A 23,334-nucleotide genomic window follows, 5' to 3' on the forward strand; every position below is an offset into this window, starting at 1 on the left:
TTTTTAAATTAATTAATACATAGTTTTTTTATAGAAAAATCCTAAATCAACTTCTCTATATTTTGGTTTTATTCTCTCTATATCGTTGTAAAAATCTTGTTTTTCATCTTCATATGCTTCTTTATCTTCATAATAAAGATCAATTGCATCACGATATATAGTTACTACCTCTGTAATATACTCTTCTGATTTTAAAACCCCTTCTATTTTAAATGCACTAACTCCTGCTTCAATAAGTCTATCTAATTCTTCTATAGCACAAATATCATTTGCACTCATTATATGCGTACCATTCGAATCTTCAAAAATTGGATATCTTTCATCTCTATCTTGACTGTATAAAAATAATTTTTTTGAATTACTATATTCTTCTATATAATTTTCTTTTTTACTGTACATAAAATAATTATCGACCAATTTCCTCACAGATTGGAACATACAAAGCATCCCCTGAATCTGAACTTCTATTTCATATTCACTTTCTTTGGTAATCTCCAAAATTTCTTCAATAGTTAATTCTTTTGATAGACACGTCCTTACTGCACCACGTTTCCCCCAATAATTACATGAAAAAGAATTAGTCGCTAAAGTATGTGGATCCCACTGAAGTTTAAACTCAAGATTTTCTTCTTTCAATATAGTTATAATCGTTGGTTCCCCAAATATTAAGGCATCTACTTCTAAATTAGATAAATAGTGCAAGTACTCTGTTAAATCATCTATATGCTCATTATGGAAAATTGCGTTCACACTAACATATGCTTTTTTTCCCGCTTGATGAATAATTTCAATGGCTTTTTTTAATTCATCACGCTTAAATTCACCTGCAAGTCTTAAGCCATACTTCTCTTCTCCAATTATAAAACTGTCCGCACCTACATTTATCAATTCATATATATGTTCAATGCTCTTTGGAGTAACTACCAATTCTACTGTCATTTTATTTTTCCTTTCATTAAAAGTAAAAAATTATTTCAATATAAAACTAATTTTTAATTTATCCATTCTCTTAAACAAATAATTTACTTTCTTGTTGTTATAGTTATACCATCACCAAATGGCAATATCACACTATCATAATTTTCATGATTTAATAACCAAGTATTATAGTTATTTATTTTTCTAGAGAGTTGTTTCAAATCCCTGCTATGTTTTATAATACTTGGATCTGCTACCATCCCTTTAAACAAAACATTATCTGTAATAACAACTACATCTTTAGCAAAATATGGCTCATATAATTCAAAAAATTTTCTACTTTGACTTTTAGCACCATCAATAAAAACAATATCATAAGGTGCATTGACAATAACCTCATCTTGTAGATTTAATGCGTCTGCATGAAGCAAAGTAATTCTATCAGAAAGATCTCTTTTCTCAATATTTTTTTTTGCTTCATTATACATCACATCATCTCGCTCTATAGTCGTAACTGAGCAACCTATACTTTCTGCTAATTTTATGGAAGTATATCCTATTGCAGTTCCTATTTCAAGTACGTTTTTTGCTTTCTTTATTTTTAAAATTTGAATTAAAAATCTAATTCCAATTTTATCAATAATAGGAACTTTATTTTCCTCAGCATATTTTTCTAGTTCTATATAAAATTCGTCAAAGTTTTCTAATAAATCTATTACATAAAGATCATCTTTTGATTCTATCGCAACCATATTCTCCTCCATATTTATACATCATATTATAATATCATAAAATGCTTTGTAAATGCAATTATAAAGACTATACTATGCAAATTTATTCAAAAATTTTCCCAATATAATTTTTATTTATAATTTTAAATATGCATATAAAAAATATATATCAAAAATAAAAGAACAATAAGTATTTTCAAATACATACTGTTCTTTCATTACTTAATCACATTTTTTATTATTCTGAAATAGCCTGAACTGCTGTAATTAAAGCTAATTTTAGTACATCTCCTGATGAACAACCACGAGATAAATCATTAACTGGAGCATTTAATCCTTGTAAAATTGGACCTACTGCTTCAAATCCGCCCAAACGTTGAGCAATTTTGTATCCAATATTTCCTGCTTCTAAACTTGGGAAAACGAACACCGTTGCATCCCCTTGAATTTCTGAATTTGGAGCTTTTAATCTCGCAACTGGTGGTACAAAAGCAGCATCAAATTGTAATTCACCACCTACTGGAAGTGTTGGAGCTTTTTCACGAACAAGTCTTGTAGCTTCTGCTACTTTCTTAGTTTCATCTGTTACTGCTGATCCCATTGTTGAAAAACTTAACATCGCAACTTTAGGATTAATATTGAAGCTTTTTGCTGTTTTTGCACTCTCCACAGCAATTTCTGCTAAACCTTGTGCATCTAAAGAAGTATTAATTGCACAATCTGCAAAAATAAATCTTGAAGCATTGCGTGACATAATAAATGCACCACTCGTTCTACTTACTCCTGGTTTAGTTTTAATAATTTGAAGTGCAGGACGAACCGTATCTCCTGTTGAATGAATAGCCCCAGATACTAAACCTGCCACTTCTCCCATATAAACCAGCATAGTCCCAAAATAGTTAACATCTTTTAAAAGTTCACGAGCTTTTTCTTCTGATACTTTTCCTGCACGTCTTTCCAAAAACTTAGCCAGCATCTCATCATATTTCTCGTAATTCTCATGATCGATAAATTCTATCCCTGAAACATTTAAAAATAGCGGTTGTGCTAACTTTTCAACTTCTTCTCTTTTTCCGATAAGAACTGGTTGCACATAACTTGTAGCACTAAGTTTTACCGCAGCTTCTAAAATACGTTCATCGTATGCTTCTGGCAATACTATACGAATTTTTTTCCCTTCTAATTTTTCTTGAAGTTCCACAAATAAATTATTTGTCATCTCCATATCCTCCTAATTGTATATAATATCTTTAATATGTTTTATTGACTTTAAACTTAAAGCATCTATGATGCTACCCTTACCTAAAATTACATAGCCTAAAATAGTTCCAATATAAAATACAAGAATTATTAATACTATGTTTCTCAAATATCTCAAAAATCTATTTTCTATTTTCATACTGAGTACCTACTCATCTATTCTCTTGATATCTGCACCTAATTTTCTCATTTTTTCTTCTATATCAACATAACCTCTATCAATATGATAAATATCAATAATTTTTGTAGTTCCCTTAGCAATTAATCCAGCAATAATAAGTGCTGCTCCTGAACGAAGATCAGTCGCTCTTACTGTAGTTCCCTCTAGATGTGCAGGACCTTCTATCAGTGCGCTTCTTCCCTCTATTCTTATTTTTGCATTCATTCTTCTAAGTTCTTCTACGTGCATAAATCTATTTTCAAAAACAGTTTCGGTTATCGTACTTGTTCCATTTCCTAATAAAGTTAAAACACTTACTATTGATTGCATGTCTGTTAAGAAACCTGGATGTGGGAGAGTTTTTACATCAATTGGTTTTAAAACATCTAAGTTATTACTGACTCTCATTGAATCCTCATAAATTTCAATATTTACACCCATTTCCCTCATTTTGCTTACTAATGCAACATTGTCTTTATATGGTGCACCTTTTATTAGAACATTACCTTTAGTAACTGCTGCAGCTATCATATAGGTTGCAGCTTCAACACGATCTGACATAATCGTATACTCAGCACCTATAAGTTTTTCTACACCTTCTATTTCTAAAACAGAAGTTCCCTTCCCTGATATTTTCGCTCCCATTTTTGTTAAGAAGTTAATCATATCTTCTATTTCAGGCTCTTGTGCTGCATTCACTATTATTGTTTTTCCTTTAGCTAAACAACTGGCCATAATAACATTCTGAGTTGCTCCTACGCTCGGAAAATCAAAGAAGATTGTTGTCCCAACCAAATCACCTTCAGCTTTTGCCTCAACAAAACCAGCATCTTGAATAATTTTAGCTCCTAACGATTCAAAACCTTTCAAATGCTGATCAATTGGTCTACTCCCTATTGAACATCCTCCTGGCATGGCAACCTTCGCTGATTTTTCGCGTGCTAGCATCGGCCCTAAAACAAGAAAAGATGCTCTCATTTTACTAACAAACTCGAACGATGCTTCTGTTATTAATGGTTTTCTCGCATCAATTTCAAGAGTATTTTCTTCAGGGTTATAATCCACCTTAACTCCTAACGATTCAAATAATAAACTAATTGTTTTAATATCCGAGAGTTTAGGAACATTATAAAATTTACTAGTACCTTCTGTTGCTAATAATCCCGCTGCCACTATCGGCAACGCTGCATTTTTGGCACCAGATACTTGTACTTCACCTATTAAAGGAGTTCCTCCTTTAACCACTATTTTTTCCAAGTTTATTCCTCCATATCTTTATTCAACATTCATACAGTTACTATACTACCACAAATCAAACAATAAATAAAGTTTGAATTTTTGTTTTTGTATATATCTGTGCTAAAAGTATATTTTTGTATACTTGCTAGTTATATATTTTTATGTATATCTCAATTAGAGAGAAACTTTTCACATTATTTTTTCAATAAAAATCCAGTTTCTCTCTTTGTTTTTATCTTTTAAATAAAGATTAAACTATTTTTACATATTTTAAATCTAGGTGTCTATAATTCATCAAAAAAAGATAGTTGTGCTCTTTCAGGGAGTCCTTTTAGAGTCCCCATTTCCCTCAAGTATTCTATTATTGTTGTAGAAACACTACCTCGTTTTGTTAAATCTTCAATCGATAAAAATGCTTTTTCTGCTCTTGCTTGAACAATTTTATTTGCAACATTATCACCCAATCCAGGCACTATCGAAAAAGGAGGAATCAAAGTATTATCCTCTATTATGTAATCATGACTTAATGACTTTTCTAAATCAACTTTTGAAAAAGAAAATCCACGCTCTAACATCTCGTTCGCTATTTCATAACTCACTAAAGCATCTTGATCTTTTTTAGTTACTTCATTTTTATCTTTTTCTTTTATTTCTTTTATTTTTGCTTTTAGCGTTTTTTCACCTTTTACCACTGTAATTATATCAAAATCACTGGCTCTTACTGAATAATATGCACAATAATAAATTAAAGGTTCATGCACTTTGAACCATGCTATTCTAAGTGCCATTAATACATAAGCACAAGCATGGGCTTTTGGAAACATGTATTTTATCTTCTTGCATGAATCAATATACCAATTTGGCACATTATTGTCTTTCATCGCTTTTTCAAATTCTTCTGTAAGTCCTTTACCTTTCCTTACACTCTCCATTATTTTAAATGATAATCCCTCTTCTAGCCCAGCATGAATTAAGTACACCATAATATCATCACGACATCCAATTACATCTTTTAATTTACATGTGCCATTACGAATTAATTCTTGAGCATTTCCTAACCACACATCAGTCCCGTGTGATAATCCAGAAATTTGTACCAATTCTGAATATGTCGTTGGTTTTGTGTCATCCAACATCTGGATTACAAAATTAGTACCAAATTCTGGAATACCAAATGTTCCACTAGCTGAGTCAACCTGTTCACGAGTTACCCCTAATGCCTCTACTCCAGAAAATATTTCCATAACTTTGGTATCAGATACATCTATAGTTTTTGGATCTATTCCTGATAAATCTTGAAGTTTTCTTATCATAGTTGGATCATCATGCCCTAGTATATCAAATTTTAAAATATTGTCATGAATTGAATGGAAGTCAAAGTGAGTTGTACGCCATGGACTAGTCTCATCATCTGCTGGATATTGATACGGAGTAAAATCAAATATATCCATATCATTTGGCACAACCAATATACCACCTGGGTGTTGTCCTGTTGTTCTCTTAGCTCCTTCACAACCTGCAGCTATTCTTTCAATATCAATACTTCTTTTCTCTATTTCATTTTTCTCATAATAATCACGCGTAAAAGAATATGCTGTTTTTTCTGCAACGGTTGATATTGTTCCTGCTCTATAGACATAATCTTCTCCAAAAATCTCTTTTGTAAAATTATGTGCAGTAGCCTGATATTCCCCAGAAAAATTCAAATCTATATCAGGAACTTTATCACCATTAAAACCTAAGAAAGTTTCAAATGGAATATCTTGTCCATCTTTTATCATCTTGACATCACAGTGTGGACAATTTTTATTTGGAAGGTCAAAACCAGATGCATATTCTGCATTTAAAAAGAATTCATTGTGCTTACATTTCGGACAAACGTAGTGCGGAGCTAGAGGATTTACCTCTGTTATCTCCATCATTGTAGCGACTAATGAAGAACCTACAGATCCCCTTGACCCTACTAAATAACCATCATCAAGTGATTTTTTTACTAATTTATGAGATATTAAATAAACCACAGAAAATCCATTACCTATAATTGAATCTAATTCTTTTTCTAACCTTTTTTCTACTATTTCTGGAAGATTCTCACCGTATATTCTATGTGCCATAGTATAACTTAAATCACGAACCTCATCTGCTGCACCCTCAATATTCGGCGTATACAACTTATCTTTTAATGGCACCACAACTTCAATCATATTAGAAATTTTATGAGTATTTTCTATAACAATCTCTTTACAAAGTTCTTCATCCAAATATGAAAACTCTTTTAGCATTTCCTCTGTTGTTAAAAACGTTGACATTGGCTTTATATCCCTTGCTCCAGGGTTATTTTTTACTGTAAGACGTAAAATTTGTCTGTAATCACGTTGATAATCATCCAAGTAATAACAATCTCCTGTTGCTACTACTACTTTCCCCTTTTTTTGTGCTAACTCTATTAATTTTTTTAATAAGATTTCCAATTCATCTTTATCAAATATTCTCTCATTTCTTATAAAATTCTCATAATGATTTTTAGGTTGAATTTCTATATAATCATAAAATTCGATTATATTCTCTACTTTATCTTCTTTAGAATTTAATAATTCTTCAAAGACTTCATTATCAGAATTACCACTTCCTATTAGCAAGTTTTCTCTGTATTTTGAAAGAAGACTTCTTGGAATAGTTGGTTTTCCCGATGATAAATAATCTGTACAACTATATGAAACTAACCTGAATAAATCTTTTAATCCAGCAGCATTTTTTACTAATATTGAACACGGAAAAGACCTTGAACGCTTATGTGCAAGTTTTAAATCTATTTTATCATCAATTTCACTATGATATTCTATCCCTAAATCATAAAGTTGATCTAACATTTTTACAAAGATTTCTGCTGTTGCTTTTGTATCATAAATTGCTCTATGATGTTGAACTAAACGAACTTTATATAACTTAGCTAAATTACTAAGTCCATGTCTTTTAGCTTCTTTATTCTCTGCTCTTGAAATAAACAATGTATCTATACTTGCATTATTTTTATTCCTCAAACCTATTCTTTCAAAACTTTTATCTAAAAATCCTAAATCAAATTTTGCGTTGTGTGCTACTAAAATATCATCTTCATCAATCCAATTGTAGAAGTTTGTCATTACTTCTTCCTCAAATGGTGCATCCTTCACATCATCATCAGTTATGCTAGTAAGTCGCGTAATTAACTCAGAAATAGACCTCCTAGGATTTATATAACTTTCAAAACTATCAACCTCTACCCCATTTCTCACTTTTACTGCCGCTATTTCTATCAGTCTATCACGTTCTGCTGACAAACCTGTTGTTTCTACGTCAAATACTACATACGTCGATTCTTTTAATTTTAACTCTTTTTTATTTGTCGTTGCAGTAATATCATCATCCATAATAAAAGCATTTAAACCATAAATGGGTTTTATTTCTTTTCCTTTTGATTTTAAGCAAATTTCTGGATAGGCTTGAACACCATATGTATCTGTAAAAGCTATAGCTTCATGCCCCCATGACAGTGCTCTATTTATATAATCTTCTGCAGAAGATATTCCCTCAAGTTGACTCATTTTAGTGTGAGTATTCAATTCGATTCTCTTCTTGCCTTCATATTTATCTTTTTTCTCTTCTTTACTCGCCACTTCCAATGACTTCGGCTCTATAATAGTATCACGAAGATAAGGATCATTACTTACTGTTCCATGAACTTTTATCCATTGACCTTTTTTTATATCCTTAACTAGTTCAATTAACTGATTTCTTCTATTGTTCTGAAATTTTGAATTAGGATTGTTTCCAAATAGTCTTAAAACAATAGAATCACTGTAGTCTGTTATCTTCAATCTATGTTGACTAGAACCATTTCTATGCACAATCTCTTCTTTGCCGAATACTTGAGCCATTATTGTGACATCACCTGAATAGCCAATCACATCTTTGATTTCTACTATATCAACATCTCGAATTTCTTTTCCATACCTATTACCACCACCAAAATTTGAGAACTTCTTCTCCGTTTCTTTTGGTTTTCGCTCAGCTTCTTTTCGTTCAAATTCTTCTAATTTTTCTATTTCCTTGGAAATTTTTTCTTCTTGACGCTCAATCACATCTTCTACATTTGTTTTTGCAAATTTAGGTTTAATATCTTTTATTTCTATCCCTAGTCTATCATAACTTAAAATTAAATTTTCTTTTTTTTCGTTTATAAAATTGTTCCAAATTGATGGAACCATATTTTTTACAAAAAGAATATTTTCTTTTATGTCAACTTCACCAAGCAAAATACTTTCCAACAAAATTTCGGATAGATCTGAAAAATTTTCTAAAATAATATATTTCCAATAATCTTTAATTTGCTCATCAGTAATTTCCTCGCTCACACTTAGACGATAATTAACGAGATAGTCTCCTAAAAAACTATCTCGCAATTTTTGAATAAGTAGCGTTAGAGAGGTAGTACTTGGCAAACTTTTTCCACTAAAATTAAAAGTCCAAACTTTATTTTTATTGTCTTTTTCTATATTATCTAAAGAAAAATTTACAAATTCAGTATTGGCTAATTCTTCTAATTCTAGTGTTCTGATTAATAGAGAAAAATGCTTATTACTCATAGTTCCTCCTTAATTTATATACGCAATTTCTTCAAAGACTATTTAAATTCTTCTTTATCTATTATACTATATAATGCCGACCAAAAACAAATTTTAGTAACAAAATATACTTTTTATATTTTTCTAAAATTTTTGTTTTTGATCGGCATAAATTATAATTTTAGTATTTTTTATTTATAAAATACTTCTACTTTTTCTAAGATGCTCTCTACGCCCACATCTTCTTTTTCTAACGTTTTTCTATCTTTTATCTCTACTATATTCTCGCTAGCTTTTTTACCTACGATAATTTGTAGGGGCATTCCAATTAAATCTGCATCATTAAATTTAACTCCTGCACGCTCATTTCTATCATCATATAATACTTCATAACCAGCTTTAGTTAATTTCTCATATAATTCTTCACTTAATTTCACTTGCTCTTCTTTCTTAGTATCTAAGCACAGCAAATGCACTTGATAAGGTGTTACTTCTTTTGGCCAAATAATACCATTTTTGTCATTGTGTTGCTCTATAATTGCAGAAACAAGTCTCGTTATACCAATACCATAACATCCCATATGGAAATAATTAGCACGACCATTTGCATCAAGATAAGTTACATTCATAGCTTCTGAATATCCTTGACCAAGTTCAAAAACTTGTCCTATTTCTATCCCCTTAGCAAATTTTACTGGACCTGATAAATCTTCTGCTAAATCTCCTTCTTCTATCATGCGCAAATCATAATGAGCATCGATAGGATAATCACCAGGATTTACATTAATGTAGTGGAATCCTTTTTTATTTGCTCCACAACTGTGATTGTACATATATTTAATTGCATTATCACCAATTACTTTACAGTTTTTGATATCGAATGGTCCCATATAACCTACGCAACTACCCATAACTTTTTCAATTTCATCTTCTGTTGCCATTTCAACTTCAGAAGTTCCAGTAGCTTTCTTAAATTTAAGTTCGTTAAGTTGATCATTACCACGCATAAGGACTAAATAAAACTCGCCATCTGCTTTTAGAGCTAATGCTTTCATCGCTCGATTAGTTTCCACACCACAATAAGCTGCTATATCATCAATAGTCTGTTGATTTGGCGTTTCTAGTAATTCACGTTCTTTTTTCTCAAATCCAGTTGGCATTGTATAATTATCTTCCACAACAACCGCTGTCTCTATGTTAGCTGCATAATCACTCTCTTCAGTATAAACTATTGTATCTTCACCTACTTCTGCAAGTGCTTGAAATTCATGTGTATAACTTCCTCCAATATTTCCTGAATCAGCTTTTACAGCACGATATTTCAAATCAAATCTATCATAAATTCTACAGTATGCATTATAATAATCTACATACGTCTCTCTTAACGATTCTGGTGAATCATGGAATGAATAACCATCTTTCATGATAAATTCTTTTCCGCGTAATAAACCTAAACGCGGTCTCATTTCATCACGGAACTTAGTTTGAATTTGATATAAATTTACTGGAAGTTGTTTATAAGATGTAACCATATTATTTACAGTTTGACAAATAATTTCTTCTGCAGTTGGGCTTAGTGCATAACCTGCACCTTTTCTGTCAATAAGCCTCATAAGCTCATCACCCATTTTATACCAACGTCCAGATTCTTTCCAATAATCTTCTGATTGTAAAATCGGCATAAGCAATTCAACTGCTCCAAATGCCTCATGTTCTTCTCTTACTACTCTTTCAATATTTCTTATTACTTTATAAGCTAAGGGAAGATAAGTATAAACTCCCGCAGATACCTGCTTCACCATCCCCGCTTTTATAAGCAACTTATGACTGATTGCTTCTGCAGAGGATGGTACTTCTCTTGTTGTTGGAATAAATGTTCTTGATTGTCTCATAACAATACCACCTCTCATTTTTAAATTACTATTATTATAACATAGATTTCAAATATTTTCTTAACAAATTTTATAAAATTAATTTTTTTATTTACATTTCATATGTTATACAAAATACGACCATAAACATTTTCCTAAAATTAGACAAATTCTGGGTATAAAATTAAAAAATATTATGAAAAATAAAAGATTAAAACTATAGTATTTTCATTTTTTATTAGAATATAGTATAATAAAAGGATAATAATTTGTGGAGGGATACATGTTTAATTATCCTAATAAAAAAAACAACTTTACCCAAAAAGTTAATTACTCTAATAGAGGAATGGAACTTGAGGAAGATATTAACTTTGCAAATAAATATTATTTAAACAATGACATTGCAGTTATACATAAAAAACCTATTCCTATACAAATAGTAGAAGTTAATTATCCAAATAGATCAAGTGCAATGATTACAAAAGCATTTTATAAAGTTCCATCTACTACAGATTATAATGGGATATGGAATGGAAAATACATAGATTTTGAAGCAAAAGAAACTAATTCAAAAACTTCTTTTTCTCTTAGTAATATCCATGAACATCAAATTATTCATATGGAGAAAATAATTTCTCATGGAGGGATTGCCTTCATTATTGTTAGATTTAAAAAAATAGATAGAACATTTCTTCTACCCTTTAAAAAGTTTTTGTTCTTTTATAAAAGAGCAAAAGACGGAGGTAGAAAATCTATTAAACTAACTGAGTTCATAGAAGTATCTTTCGAACTATCATTCCATTATAAAATTAGAATAGACTATTTAAATATTATAAAAAATAACGAAAGTGAGTTTTAATTTTAATGAAAACTTTATTCAAATACATTAGCTCAATATTTTTTACGATATCCTTGATTTTGTTTTTTGTAGTCTTAGCAGTTTTTGCCAAAGAACTAAAAAATGTACCAGATATTACAAAAGCAAATCTTCAAGATCCGCTATCGTCTGAAATATATGATAAAAATCTCAATTTAATTGCCACTGTTGGTGCAGAAAAAAGAGAGTATATCCCTATTTCTGATGTTCCAAATAAAATAAAAGACTCCGTCCTTTCAGTGGAGGATTCAAGATTTTATTCACATATAGGAATTGATCCTAAACGTTTATTGAAAGCTATCTTAGTAAATTTACAATCAAATTCTGCTAGAGAAGGTGCCAGTACAATAACTCAACAAGTTATTAAACACTCCCTTTTAACATCAGAAAAAACTATGGAAAGAAAAATTCAAGAAGCATTCCTTTCCTTAAAATTAGAAAACAAATACTCTAAAGATGATATTTTAGAAATGTACCTTAATAAAATTTATTATTCTGATGGACAATATGGCATAAAAACAGCTGCAAAATACTTTTATAACAAAGAACTTAACGACCTAACAATTCCTCAAATTGCTCTTCTTGCAGGAATACCTCAACAACCTGTTCAATACAATCCATATGATTACCCTGAACAAGCTAAAGAGCGTCGTGATACTGTCCTTTATGCCATGTATAATAACGGAAAAATCTCCAAAGATGATTACGAGAAATATGTGCAAACACCTATAAATGATGGATTAGTTTCTAAAACAAAAGAAGAAAGAGCAAACCAACATACGTATAATCCCAAATACGCAGCCTATATTGATGAAATCACTAAAGAATTAAAACAAAATAAAAATTTTGAAAATGTAAGTGATCCTTTATCAATGGGATTAAAAATTTATACAAACCTTAATTCTGATCTTCAAATATACGTTCAAGATATGTTAGATAACCAAAGTAAACCTATGAAACCACATGCTTCACAAGCTGCTATAACAGTTATCAACACAAAAACTGGATTAATTGAAGCTATTGGTGGAGGAAAAAATTATAAAGCTGGTGGTTATAATTACGCAGTTGATGCTAAAGTACAACCTGGTTCAGCAATAAAACCTATAGTAGACTATGCACCAGGTATTGAATACTATGGTTGGGATTCTCAAACTACATTTTCTGACACTCCTTATCGTATTGCTGGAACTAATTTCTATATTCAAAACTGGGATAGACTTTATCATGGGAATGTAACTATGCGCCGTGCTCTATCATGGTCATACAATATTCCTGCTGTTCGAGCATTTGAAACTGTAGGTTATGAACGCTCAAAATATTTCGCAGAAAAATTAGGAATACCTGTATCCAAAGACGAACCTACTACTGCTATTGGAGGAAATGTTGATGGTGTTTCTCCTCTTCAAATGGCAGGTGCATTTGCCGCATTTGGTAATAAAGGTTATTACAACAAACCATCTACCATTGTTAAAATATTTAATGCTAATGGAAAAGAATTACCTTCTGCAAAAGAAGAACCAGTTAAAGCAATGTCTGAAGAAACTGCGTACCTTATGACTAGTATTTTAAAAGATGTGTTAACTAGTAATGGTACATCACCTAGAGGAAAAGTAAGTGGCTTTGACATGGCTGGAAAATCTGGATCAAGTACCTTTGATGAAAGTGCCTATAGAAACTATGGCATTGATGTTGTAAACTCCACAAAAGATAGTTGGATGGTTGGATATTCAACAGACTATACCGTATCTGTTTGGCAAGGAGCCGATATGGTGGATTCAGCAAGTAAAGCCTTGTCTTCCGCCCAAGCACAAACCACTCAAGAAATTATGGCAGATGTCATGAAGAAAGCAGCTGACAATAAAGCACCTGCTTCCTTTGAAAAACCTGCAGGTATAGCTACTAAAAATGGTGTTGAATACGCAAAAGAAAGAAATACAGAAACAGATTATCTGTATCCAAATACAGATAGGGATGCAGTATATCAAGCTAAAATTGCTGAAAGACAGCGTGATAGTCGCTCAGCCTTAACATCCATTTATAACTCTTTTTCTAGTCCGACTCCACCAAGTACAAGTGGTTCAAATAATTCTAGTTCACAAAATGGGAATTCTACTGGTACTGCAAGGAGTGGTACAAACAGAAACTCATCATCACAAAGTAGTAGCCAGAATAATAGGCGGTAATTTGTAAAAACATATTTGTTGTACAAAAAAAACTTTATTATAGCTATATGTAAAATTCGGAACACAATAAAGATATGTGTTCCGAATTTATTTTATTTTTTCAATATACACGAAACCACAAAAAATTAACGATGATATTTTTATTGCTTTAAAGTTAGAATAATTGTAAAATATATAATGATAAATTTTTGTTTCTTTATTTCATGTTAATAAAAACTCTATAGTTTTAAATAAAAATTTATTATCTAAAAGTTATAAAAAATAATTTAACTTTAATATAAATCATTGTAAAGGAGATTTTTATGGAAATTTTATATACATTGTCGATATTTATAATCCTTGTTATAGCTGGTTCATTTCTTAATAGATACATTCCAAAAGTACCAGCTGCCCTTTTCCAAGTTATGCTTGGATTTTTGATAACATATTTACCTATTTCGCTTCATTTCGAATTTGAAACAGAAACTTTTATGATTCTTGTTATAGCACCTTTATTATTTACAGATGCTTATAAAGCCTTTAGAAGTGAACTTTGGCTTTATAAAAGACCTATAATTTACATGGCAATTGGGCTTGTTATTGCAACAGTATTTATAGTAGGACCCTTTATTAATTTCATTATACCTAGCATTCCTTTAGGTGCTGCATTTGCTCTCGCAGCAATTTTATCACCTACCGATGCTGTTGCTGTTAAATCTATTACTGCTAATATGAAATTACCAAAAGGACTTATGTCCATTTTGGAAGGAGAATCCCTTCTAAATGATGCTGCTGGTTTAGTATCATTTAGAATTGCACTTGCTGCTATCATTATTGGTACATTTTCACTTAAATCTGCATCACAAGAATTTCTCATCGCAGCTTTAGGAGGGATGGTCCTTGGACTTATTCTTGGTGTTTTAGCTGTTACGATAAAATACATTAATCGAGACTTCCTTAATTCGGAGCCAAATATTCCTGTTCTTATTCAATTAATGGTTCCGATTATTGTTTATTTTATTGCAGAAGAATTTCATTTTTCTGGAATCGTAGCGGTGGTTTTTTCTGCAATTATGTTTAATTTAGAACGCTCGTTATTCCAAAAAGATTCATTGGATAACCAATCTGTCGTTTCTATTAATTTTAATCAAAACACAGTTTCCTATATTCTTAACGGTTTTGTTTTCGTTTTTTTAGGATATCTATTACCCGATATTTTTAGAAATATGGTAAAATTTCCTGATTTAGATGTTAGTACTGGTTTGATTTATGTCGTTCTTATAACACTAGCACTAGCGATAGTAAGATTTACTTTTGTTTACATTTTCTATGTATCGTTCCAAACACACTCTTTTAATACATCTAGCAAAGTGTTAGAATTTTTAAAAACCAGACAATTAAACGTAGGAAACTACAGTAGATTTGAGTATTCGCTTATAGCTTCACTTTGCGGAATACACGGAACCATTACAATAGCTACAGCCTTAATGATCCCATTAACTCTTAACGGGGAAGATTTTCCATTAAGAGATCCTATCTTATTTATCGGAAGCGGTGTTGTACTTTTAAGTATGATTTTAGGAACTGTTTTTCTTCCTCTTACTATTAAATCAGAAAAAAATGAGGTACTGATAGAAGAGGCATCTATAAGAAGTAAAATATTGCATGAAGTTATAAAAATTTTAACTGAAAAATATTCCAATCTTGAAACCACATCCGAAAAAATGGGTTATGCAATAGCAATTAAAAAACTTCAAGAACAAGAAATTTATTTTTCATCAGATGAGAAAAAATTGGTAAAAGAATATCGTAGAATTTGCAAAGTTGTTGAAGATGAAAATCAGAAAAAAATGATAGCAATTTTAGAAAAATACGATAATGATCGTTACCTAAGACAAATTTTGCTAGTTAGGAAATGGAGATTACGAAAATTACTATCTTACTCCATAGCAAGACAAATTTTTATTTCTCTTTATCTTAGTGTGATGGAAATCGGTTTTAGACGCCTCCTTGTATTGCTCAATCTAATTCAAAATAATGAGTCTGATAAAGAAGAAGATACTATGATTGATCCACGTTATATAAAAAAATACGAAGATCTTAAAGATAGTTTTTACAAATTTAGATTCGAACTTCCTAATATTATAGATGAATTTACTTATTTTTCTATGGATATAGCAGAAACACAGCGTACAGAAGACAATTCACTAGCTGTTGATTTTATAAAAAATGCTTACGATAACTTTGATTATACATTATACAACGTTCCTGCTGATAGCTATATAGAAGAGACTAGAATTATTGAAACAGAAGCAATTCAACTTCAAAAAGAAAAACTTAAAAAATTAAAATCTGATAATAAGATAGACAAACATTCAGCAGATAGTATAATTCGTGATCTTAATTATAATGAAGCACTACTGTTTACAAATGAAGAATAAAAAATTTTAAAAGACGGTTGATAAAAAATCAACCGTCTTTATTTAGTATATATTTTTATTTTTTTGGTATTATGAATACTATTGATAAAATTGCAAAAATACAGAATAATATATTAGTTAATAAACCATAAGTTGCACCTAGTGTATGTGATACAAATCCATTATAAACAGCTGCCGATATTGCAACTCCTATTGCTCCTCCAAGTGAGCTTGCCATTTTATATATCCCTGAAGCAACACCAATTTTTTGATTAGGAACACTAGAAATTGCTGTATCTGTTGATGGAGTTGCATATATTCCTAATCCTGTTCCAAACAAAGCATATCCCAAAAATACAAGAACAAAATATGCACTACCCTGAATCATTGTTAAAGTCATAAGTGCAACACCGATTCCAGTTATAAATGTTCCCATTAACATTGGTTTTCTTGAACCAAATTTTTGTAACAGTTTTTCTCCAATACGAATAGTTATAAGAACACAAACCAAATATCCTAAGGACATCATTCCTGCATTTTTTGAACTTAGTCCTCTTCCTTGTTGCATATATGAATTAATAACTATTAATGTCCCTGCAACTGCGTTAAGTAAAAAGTTAGAAATCGTTGCCCCCAAATAACCTCTATTCGAAAATAACGAAAAATCTATAAAACTATTCTCTTTACTAATTTCCACTTTATAAAAACTTATAAGTCCAACTACAGCAATAACTATACAAACTATCATGTATGTATTATAGATACCTAGCTCTTTAACTTTAGAAATAAATACATTTAATGATACCATAGAAATAACAAAAATTATTAGTCCGCTAAAATCAAATTTAGATTTTTTATCACTTTCTACTTTACTTTCTGGTGTTCCAAAAATAAGTAAGATACTAATAATAGAAACTATTATTGAAATAATAAACACATATCTCCAACCTAAGCTACTAGAAACGGCTCCTCCAAATAATGAACATAATCCTGAACCACCCCAAGAACCTATTGACCAAAAACTTACAGCACGTTGTCTATCTTTTCCTTCGTAATATGTTTTTACCAAAGACATTGTTGCTGGCATTATGAACGCTGCTGCTAAACCTTGAAAAGCACGACCTGTTATAAAAATAAGCGAATTGGAAGCTATAATTAATAATGCTGAACCGATTATATTTAAAATAAGACCTAAGTATGTAAATTTAACTCTACCTAATTTATCTGCTAAGCCTCCTATTACCACTATAAATATTCCAGAAAATAATGCTGTAATTGATACACCTATATTTATTGCTCCAGATGATAGTCCTAAATCTTTTTGAACGTCTGGAGCTATATTTAGCATTGATTGAGCAAATAACCAAAATGCTAATACCGCTAATACTATTCCAAGTAATAATTTATTTGTTCCTTTATATTGTTGTGCATTCATTTTTATTTCTCCTTACTAAGATAATTTATTACCACTGCTGCCATAGATTTTGCCGAAATAATCATAGATTTCTCATCGATATTAAATTTAGGGTTGTGATGAGGATACATTGTTGTGCCTTTTTCATGTGCACCAACGTAGAAAAAACAACTTGGTTTCACCTGTGCATAGTATGCAAAATCTTCTGATGGTGTTTGTTGTGGACACTCTATAATACTTGTTACTTCTTTAATACCGGATCTTACCAAATAACCCACCACTTTTTCTGTAAGAGCATAATCGTTAAATAAAACTGGATAATCATCTAAATATTCAAGGTTATATTCAAGGTTATAAGTTTCAGAAATCCCTCGTAAAATTCTTTCAAATTCATCTCTTACAAGTTCCCTTAAATTCTCATTCATAATTCTAACATCACCCTCAAGCACAACACTTTCTTTTATAACATTAGCTGAACCCTTCCCATCAAAAGAACCTATCGTTACTACCGCTGTATCAAAAGGATTAACCCTTCTACTAACTATTGTTTGGATAGCTGTAACAAAATTTGCTGCTCCTACTATTGCGTCATTAGCCAAATGTGGCATAGAACCATGTCCACCTTTTCCTTTTATAGTTACTCTGAAATTTGCTCTACCCGTTTGAACATTTCCAGCCCTATACTGAATTTCTCCAGTTTCCATAGTACTCATAACATGAATCCCTATCACTGCATCTATTCCATCTAAACAACCTGCTTCTATCATAGATTTCGCTCCCCCCGGTGGCACTTCTTCTGCAGGTTGATGGATTATCCTAATATCACCCTCGATTTCATCTTTTAATTCTATCAAAGTTTCCGCTAAAACTAACATGTATGCAGTATGTGCATCATGACCACATGCATGCATTACTCCATCATTTTTAGATTTAAAAGATAAATTTGTTTCTTCTTTTATAGGAAGTGCATCAAAATCCGCTCTTATAGCTATATTCTTACCAGGTTTTCCTCCCTTTATATCTACAACGATTCCATATCCCTCTCCTATGTTAGAAACTACACAATCTTTTTTGTTATAAAAATCTTTTATAAACTTGGAAGTTTCAGTTTCATAAAAAGACAACTCAGGATTTTCATGTAAATAACGTCTAATCTCTATCATTCTAGCTTCTTTACTTTCTATTATGTCGAACGCTTTTTCTAATAAATCCATTATAAACTATTCTCCTTATATAATATTTATCACACTTTTATTTTACTTTTTCTCCAAAATAATGTAAAATTCATTTATAAATTTTTTTTATAACAAAATAGTTATATAATATTAAAAATAATTATACCAAATGACAAATTTTTATATTATTAAAATTATGTTATAAAATATTTACTTCGGCTTAGCTATAACAAATTTTTCAAAAAATATAACTAATAGATTATGAAAGAGGAAAATCATGGAATACGAAACTATATTAAATTACATAAATGCAGTGCTTAAACACAAAAATATATCCAAAGCTGCAAACGAATTGTATATTTCTCAGCCATATTTGAGTAAAACAATAAAAAATATAGAAACCAATTTAGGAATAAAAATTTTTAACAGAAATACATCTGAAATAAATTTAACTTTTGCTGGTGAGCGTTACTACCATTATCTTAGTGAATTAAATAAAATAGAGCGAAAAATGATAAATGAGCTGGAATTTATAAAAATGGAAAAAAAAGGAAAAATAAAACTTGGAATTAACTCTGCTCTTGCAACATCTTTTTTGTACAAAGTAATACCAGAATTTAATAAAAATAATCCAGATATTATTATTGAACTAGTAGAAAAAAATCAAAATATTTCTGAAGAAATGCTCCTTAATCATCAACTTGATTTGGTTATAGGTATGAGTCCAATCTTTAATGATTCACTTTCTTATAATATCATTTTTAATGAAAACATGTACCTTCACGTTCATAATAAAAGTAATCTATTCTCTCCTAAATCCAGTGGAATAACAAAATTTACTAAAGACTATTCTCTTCTTAGTAGTGAACCAATGATTCTCACTCCTTTAGAATATGGTATAGGAAAAACTATAAAGCAATTTTTTGAAAAAAATAATTTGGAATTAAATACAATTCTCACAACAAGTACCATACCAACTGCTGTCAATTTTTCAAAAACTTCTATGGGAGCTACATTTATTCCAGAAGCTATTATTGATGATTATATTGATGAAAAATGTAATATATATAGTTTTAACAAGAGGGATATAAAAGCAGAGTATGTAGTCATATATAGAAAAAATGAAATATTACCTCGTGCAGTAAATAATCTTCTTAACACAATTTTGTGTACTCTAAAAAGAAAATAATTTTATCTGAAATTTAATTACAAATAAAATTATCTGAACAAATTTTCTTAGTTTTAAATATTAGCAAATTTAAACTAAAATATTTCATAAAATCCTATATTATTTTTTAATATATTCACTACTCATGTTAAAAATTTATTTTTACATTAATACTATCTATAAAAAAACTCGGACTAAATATCTTAATCCGAGTTTTTTTACTATTCAAATAAATCTTTTGCATTTCTTTTTACTTTATCAAAGAAACTTTCGTCTTCTTCTATTTTTTCATTTTTCAGCTTAGCAAGTTCTATGTATAATTCTCTTTCTTTTGTCGAAAGATTCTTCGGTACTTTTATAGAAACTACAATATAGTGATCTCCATGACCATATCCCATTACATTTTTTACACCCTTACCAGATAATCTAAAACGTCTTCCATGTTGCGTACCTGCTGGAACATTAAGTTCTATTTCTCCAGTTAACGTACGAACATCTATTTTTGTTCCAAGTGCTGCTTGGGCTGGTGATAACTCTAATTCTGTATAGATATCATCATCTTCTCTATGGAAGTAACTATCTTCTGCTACAATCACTTCAATAAATAAATCTCCAGCTGGTCCACCGTTCTCGCCAGCACCACCTTTTCCTTGGAGACGAACACGTTGTCCTGAACTAATTCCTTCTGGAATTTCTACTTCGTACTCAACTTCACGATTATTATAACCTTTTCCAAAACAGTGAGCACACTTTTCTTTAATTATTTTGCCACGTCCGTTACATTCCGAACATGTTCTTTGACTTTGTATTCTTCCAAATGGTGTATCTTGAACGACTGCTTCTTGTCCACTACCATTACATCTGTGACAGGTAGTTACCGATGATGAGTCTTTTGCACCACTTCCGTGACAGTGATCACATTCTACATCTTTACGTAATTTAATAGTTTTCTTAGTACCAAATACTGATTCTTCAAAAGAAATATGCATTCTGTGCAATAAATCTTCACCTTGACGTGGTGCATTAGGATTTCTTCTTCCTCCTGCTCCACCAAAGAAACTTGAGAATATATCTCCTAAATCATCAAAGTCACCAAAACCACCTGAAAAGCCTCCAAAGCCCCCTCCAAAACCACCTTGACCTCCTGCACCATTTCCAAATGCTGCATGACCAAATTGATCATATTGAGCTTTTTTATTGTCATCACTAAGAACTTCATAGGCTTCTGTTATTTCTTTAAATTTTTCTTCAGCACCCTCTTCTTTATTTATATCTGGGTGATACTGTTTTGATAGCTTACGATACGCTTTTTTTATTTCTGCTGCACTCGCACCTTTACTAAGTCCGAGCACTTCATAATAATCTCTTTTAGCCATTTTCTACCTCTTTTTTTCAAAATTTCAAATGAGGGAGCAGAACCTAAGTCCAGCTCCCTTCTTTATAAATTTATAGTTTATTATTTTTTCTCTGTAAAGTCTGCATCAATTGTATCATCATCCTTTTTATCAGATGTAGTTTCTGAGTTTGCTCCTGCTTGATTTGCTGCAGCATTTGCCTGTTCATAAAGTTTCATTGTCATTTCTTGAACAGCTTTATTTAATTCATCTTTAGCTGCTTTAATTTCTTCAAAGTTATTATTTTTAATAGCTTCTTTTAGAGTGTCATTTTTTGTTTTGATTGTATCAATTAGTGCTTGGTCTACTTTTCCTTCAGCTTCTTCTACAGCTTTATCTGCTTGGAATGAAAGTTGATCTGCTTCATTACGTACATCCGCTTCTTCTTTACGTTTAGCATCAGCATCTGCATTTGCCTCTGCTTCTTTAACCATTCTATCAATATCTGCATCACTTAATGAACTACTAGATTCAATAGTAATTTTTTGTTGTTTTTGTGTTCCTAAATCTTTTGCTGTAACATTTACGATACCATTTTTGTCAATATCAAATGTAACTTCGATTTGAGGTACTCCTCGTGGTGCTGGTGGTATATCAGAAAGTTGGAATCTTCCAAGAGTTTTATTATCTGTTGCCATCGGTCTTTCACCTTGTAGTACATGGATATCTACTGCTGGTTGATTATCAGCTGCTGTAGAGAATACTTGTGATTTTGAGGTTGGGATAGTAGTATTTCTTGGAATTAATACTGTCATAACTGATCCCATAGTTTCGATACCAAGTGACAATGGTGTTACATCCAATAAAACAACATCCTTAACATCACCTGTTATTACTCCACCTTGAATGGCAGCACCCATAGCTACTACTTCATCTGGATTAACACCTTTATGAGGCTCTTTCCCCATTTCTTTTTTAATCGCTTCTTGAACAGCTGGAATACGAGTCGATCCTCCTACTAGAATTACTTGATCTATTTCACTTGGATTAAGTCCCGCATCACTAAGTGCCTGACGAGTTGGTACTAAAGTTTTTTCTACTAAGTGGCGAGTTAATTCATCAAATTTAGCACGAGTTAATGTGTTTTCTAAGTGAACTGGTCCGTTTGCTCCAGCAGAGATGAACGGTAATGAAATTTGAGTTGAAGTTACACCAGATAAATCTTTTTTAGCTTTTTCTGCTGCATCTTTCAAACGTTGCATTGCCATTTTATCAGTCGCTAAATCAATTCCTTGATCTTTTTTAAATTCTGCTACTAAATAATCGATAATTGCTTGGTCAAAATCATCTCCTCCAAGTAAGTTATCACCTGATGTAGCTAATACTTCAAATACTCCATCACCTAATTCTAAGATAGAAACGTCAAAAGTACCACCACCCAAGTCAAATACTAATACTTTTTGATCAATATCAGTTTTGTCTAAACCATAAGCTAAAGCCGCAGCAGTTGGTTCATTAATAATTCTTTCTACTTCTAATCCTGCAATCTTCCCTGCATCTTTTGTAGCTTGACGCTGAGCATCGTTAAAGTAAGCTGGTACCGTTATTACTGCTTTTGATACTTTTTCTCCAAGATAACTTTCAGCTGTTGCTTTTAAATTTTGTAAAATCATAGCTGAAATTTCTTGAGGAGAGTATTTTTTACCATTTACTTCTTCTTTATAATCAGTTCCCATATGACGTTTAATAGAAATTACTGTATTAGGGTTAGTGATTGCTTGACGTTTTGCTACCTCTCCTACTTGAATTTCATCACCTTTAAATGCTACCACCGATGGAGTAGTTCTATTACCTTCTGGGTTAGGAATAATTTTTGCTTCCCCTCCCTCTAACACTGCTACTGCACTATAAGTTGTTCCTAAGTCTATACCAATAATTTTTGACATATATTTGTCCTCCATATTCTATTTTTCTAAAATTTCAAGTTTGTTTGTTAAAATA

General features: G+C 30.9%; 15 protein-coding genes. 4 read left to right on the plus strand and 11 right to left on the minus strand.

The genetic code is table 11. From position 1 onward, the window contains the following. Positions 1 to 12: 12 nt before the first annotated feature. The 7 genes from H612_RS0101410 to H612_RS0101440 all read right to left on the minus strand — a co-directional run bounded on the left by H612_RS0101410 (position 13) and on the right by H612_RS0101440 (position 10,804). Positions 13 to 939, minus strand: a complete 927-nt coding sequence (locus H612_RS0101410) for a peptidase U32 family protein (protein WP_027129835.1) — start codon at positions 937 to 939, stop codon at positions 13 to 15. An 83-nt stretch (positions 940 to 1,022) separates the two neighbouring features. Continuing rightward, a complete protein-coding gene (locus tag H612_RS0101415) occupies positions 1,023 to 1,670 on the minus strand; it encodes an O-methyltransferase (protein ID WP_027129836.1) in 648 nt (215 codons plus the stop codon). Positions 1,671 to 1,887: 217 nt separating this feature from the next. Then, complete coding sequence (gene pta / locus H612_RS0101420; protein WP_027129837.1) at positions 1,888 to 2,868, minus strand: phosphate acetyltransferase; 981 nt, start codon at positions 2,866 to 2,868, stop codon at positions 1,888 to 1,890. A 12-nt stretch (positions 2,869 to 2,880) separates the two neighbouring features. Next, positions 2,881 to 3,048 (minus strand): DNA-directed RNA polymerase subunit beta, encoded by a 168-nt coding sequence (locus H612_RS09675; protein ID WP_084167225.1) that lies wholly within the window; start codon positions 3,046 to 3,048, stop codon positions 2,881 to 2,883. 9 nt (positions 3,049 to 3,057) lie between these two features. Beyond that, positions 3,058 to 4,326 (minus strand): UDP-N-acetylglucosamine 1-carboxyvinyltransferase, encoded by a 1,269-nt coding sequence (murA, locus tag H612_RS0101430; RefSeq protein ID WP_027129838.1) that lies wholly within the window; start codon positions 4,324 to 4,326, stop codon positions 3,058 to 3,060. Between the two features lie 266 nt (positions 4,327 to 4,592). Beyond that, positions 4,593 to 8,933 (minus strand): PolC-type DNA polymerase III, encoded by a 4,341-nt coding sequence (locus tag H612_RS0101435; RefSeq protein ID WP_027129839.1) that lies wholly within the window; start codon positions 8,931 to 8,933, stop codon positions 4,593 to 4,595. A 170-nt stretch (positions 8,934 to 9,103) separates the two neighbouring features. After that, the gene (locus H612_RS0101440; protein WP_027129840.1) at positions 9,104 to 10,804 is read right to left on the minus strand and encodes a proline--tRNA ligase; all 1,701 of its coding nucleotides are present in this window, start codon (positions 10,802 to 10,804) and stop codon (positions 9,104 to 9,106) included. Positions 10,805 to 11,066: 262 nt separating this feature from the next. On the opposite strand from H612_RS0101440, the gene recU reads away from it, so the two are divergent. From recU to H612_RS0101455, 3 genes are all read left to right on the plus strand, one after another. Continuing rightward, a complete protein-coding gene (recU, locus tag H612_RS0101445; RefSeq protein ID WP_027129841.1) occupies positions 11,067 to 11,642 on the plus strand; it encodes a Holliday junction resolvase RecU in 576 nt (191 codons plus the stop codon). Between the two features lie 59 nt (positions 11,643 to 11,701). Further along, complete coding sequence (locus tag H612_RS0101450; RefSeq protein ID WP_245570431.1) at positions 11,702 to 13,843, plus strand: transglycosylase domain-containing protein; 2,142 nt, start codon at positions 11,702 to 11,704, stop codon at positions 13,841 to 13,843. A 302-nt stretch (positions 13,844 to 14,145) separates the two neighbouring features. Continuing rightward, the gene (locus tag H612_RS0101455; protein ID WP_027129843.1) at positions 14,146 to 16,263 is read left to right on the plus strand and encodes a cation:proton antiporter; all 2,118 of its coding nucleotides are present in this window, start codon (positions 14,146 to 14,148) and stop codon (positions 16,261 to 16,263) included. A 55-nt stretch (positions 16,264 to 16,318) separates the two neighbouring features. Here H612_RS0101455 and H612_RS0101460 read toward each other — a convergent pair whose 3' ends face one another. Next, complete coding sequence (locus tag H612_RS0101460; protein ID WP_027129844.1) at positions 16,319 to 17,677, minus strand: MFS transporter; 1,359 nt, start codon at positions 17,675 to 17,677, stop codon at positions 16,319 to 16,321. Between the two features lie 2 nt (positions 17,678 to 17,679). Continuing rightward, on the minus strand, positions 17,680 to 18,870 hold the full coding sequence (locus H612_RS0101465) for a M20 family metallopeptidase (RefSeq protein WP_027129845.1): 1,191 nt from the start codon (positions 18,868 to 18,870) through the stop codon (positions 17,680 to 17,682). A gap of 238 nt (positions 18,871 to 19,108) precedes the next feature. On the opposite strand from H612_RS0101465, the gene H612_RS0101470 reads away from it, so the two are divergent. Then, a complete protein-coding gene (locus H612_RS0101470; protein WP_027129846.1) occupies positions 19,109 to 20,020 on the plus strand; it encodes a LysR family transcriptional regulator in 912 nt (303 codons plus the stop codon). Positions 20,021 to 20,220: 200 nt separating this feature from the next. Here H612_RS0101470 and dnaJ read toward each other — a convergent pair whose 3' ends face one another. Then, positions 20,221 to 21,375: a molecular chaperone DnaJ gene (dnaJ, locus tag H612_RS0101475; protein ID WP_027129847.1), complete on the minus strand. Its 1,155-nt coding sequence runs from the start codon at positions 21,373 to 21,375 to the stop codon at positions 20,221 to 20,223. Positions 21,376 to 21,455: 80 nt separating this feature from the next. Then, complete coding sequence (gene dnaK / locus H612_RS0101480; RefSeq protein WP_027129848.1) at positions 21,456 to 23,279, minus strand: molecular chaperone DnaK; 1,824 nt, start codon at positions 23,277 to 23,279, stop codon at positions 21,456 to 21,458. Between the last annotated feature and the right edge of the window lie 55 nt (positions 23,280 to 23,334).

Origin of the sequence: Gemella cuniculi DSM 15828 (assembly GCF_000425665.1) — a bacterium.
Taxonomy (GTDB): Bacteria; Bacillota; Bacilli; order Staphylococcales; family Gemellaceae; genus Gemella; species Gemella cuniculi.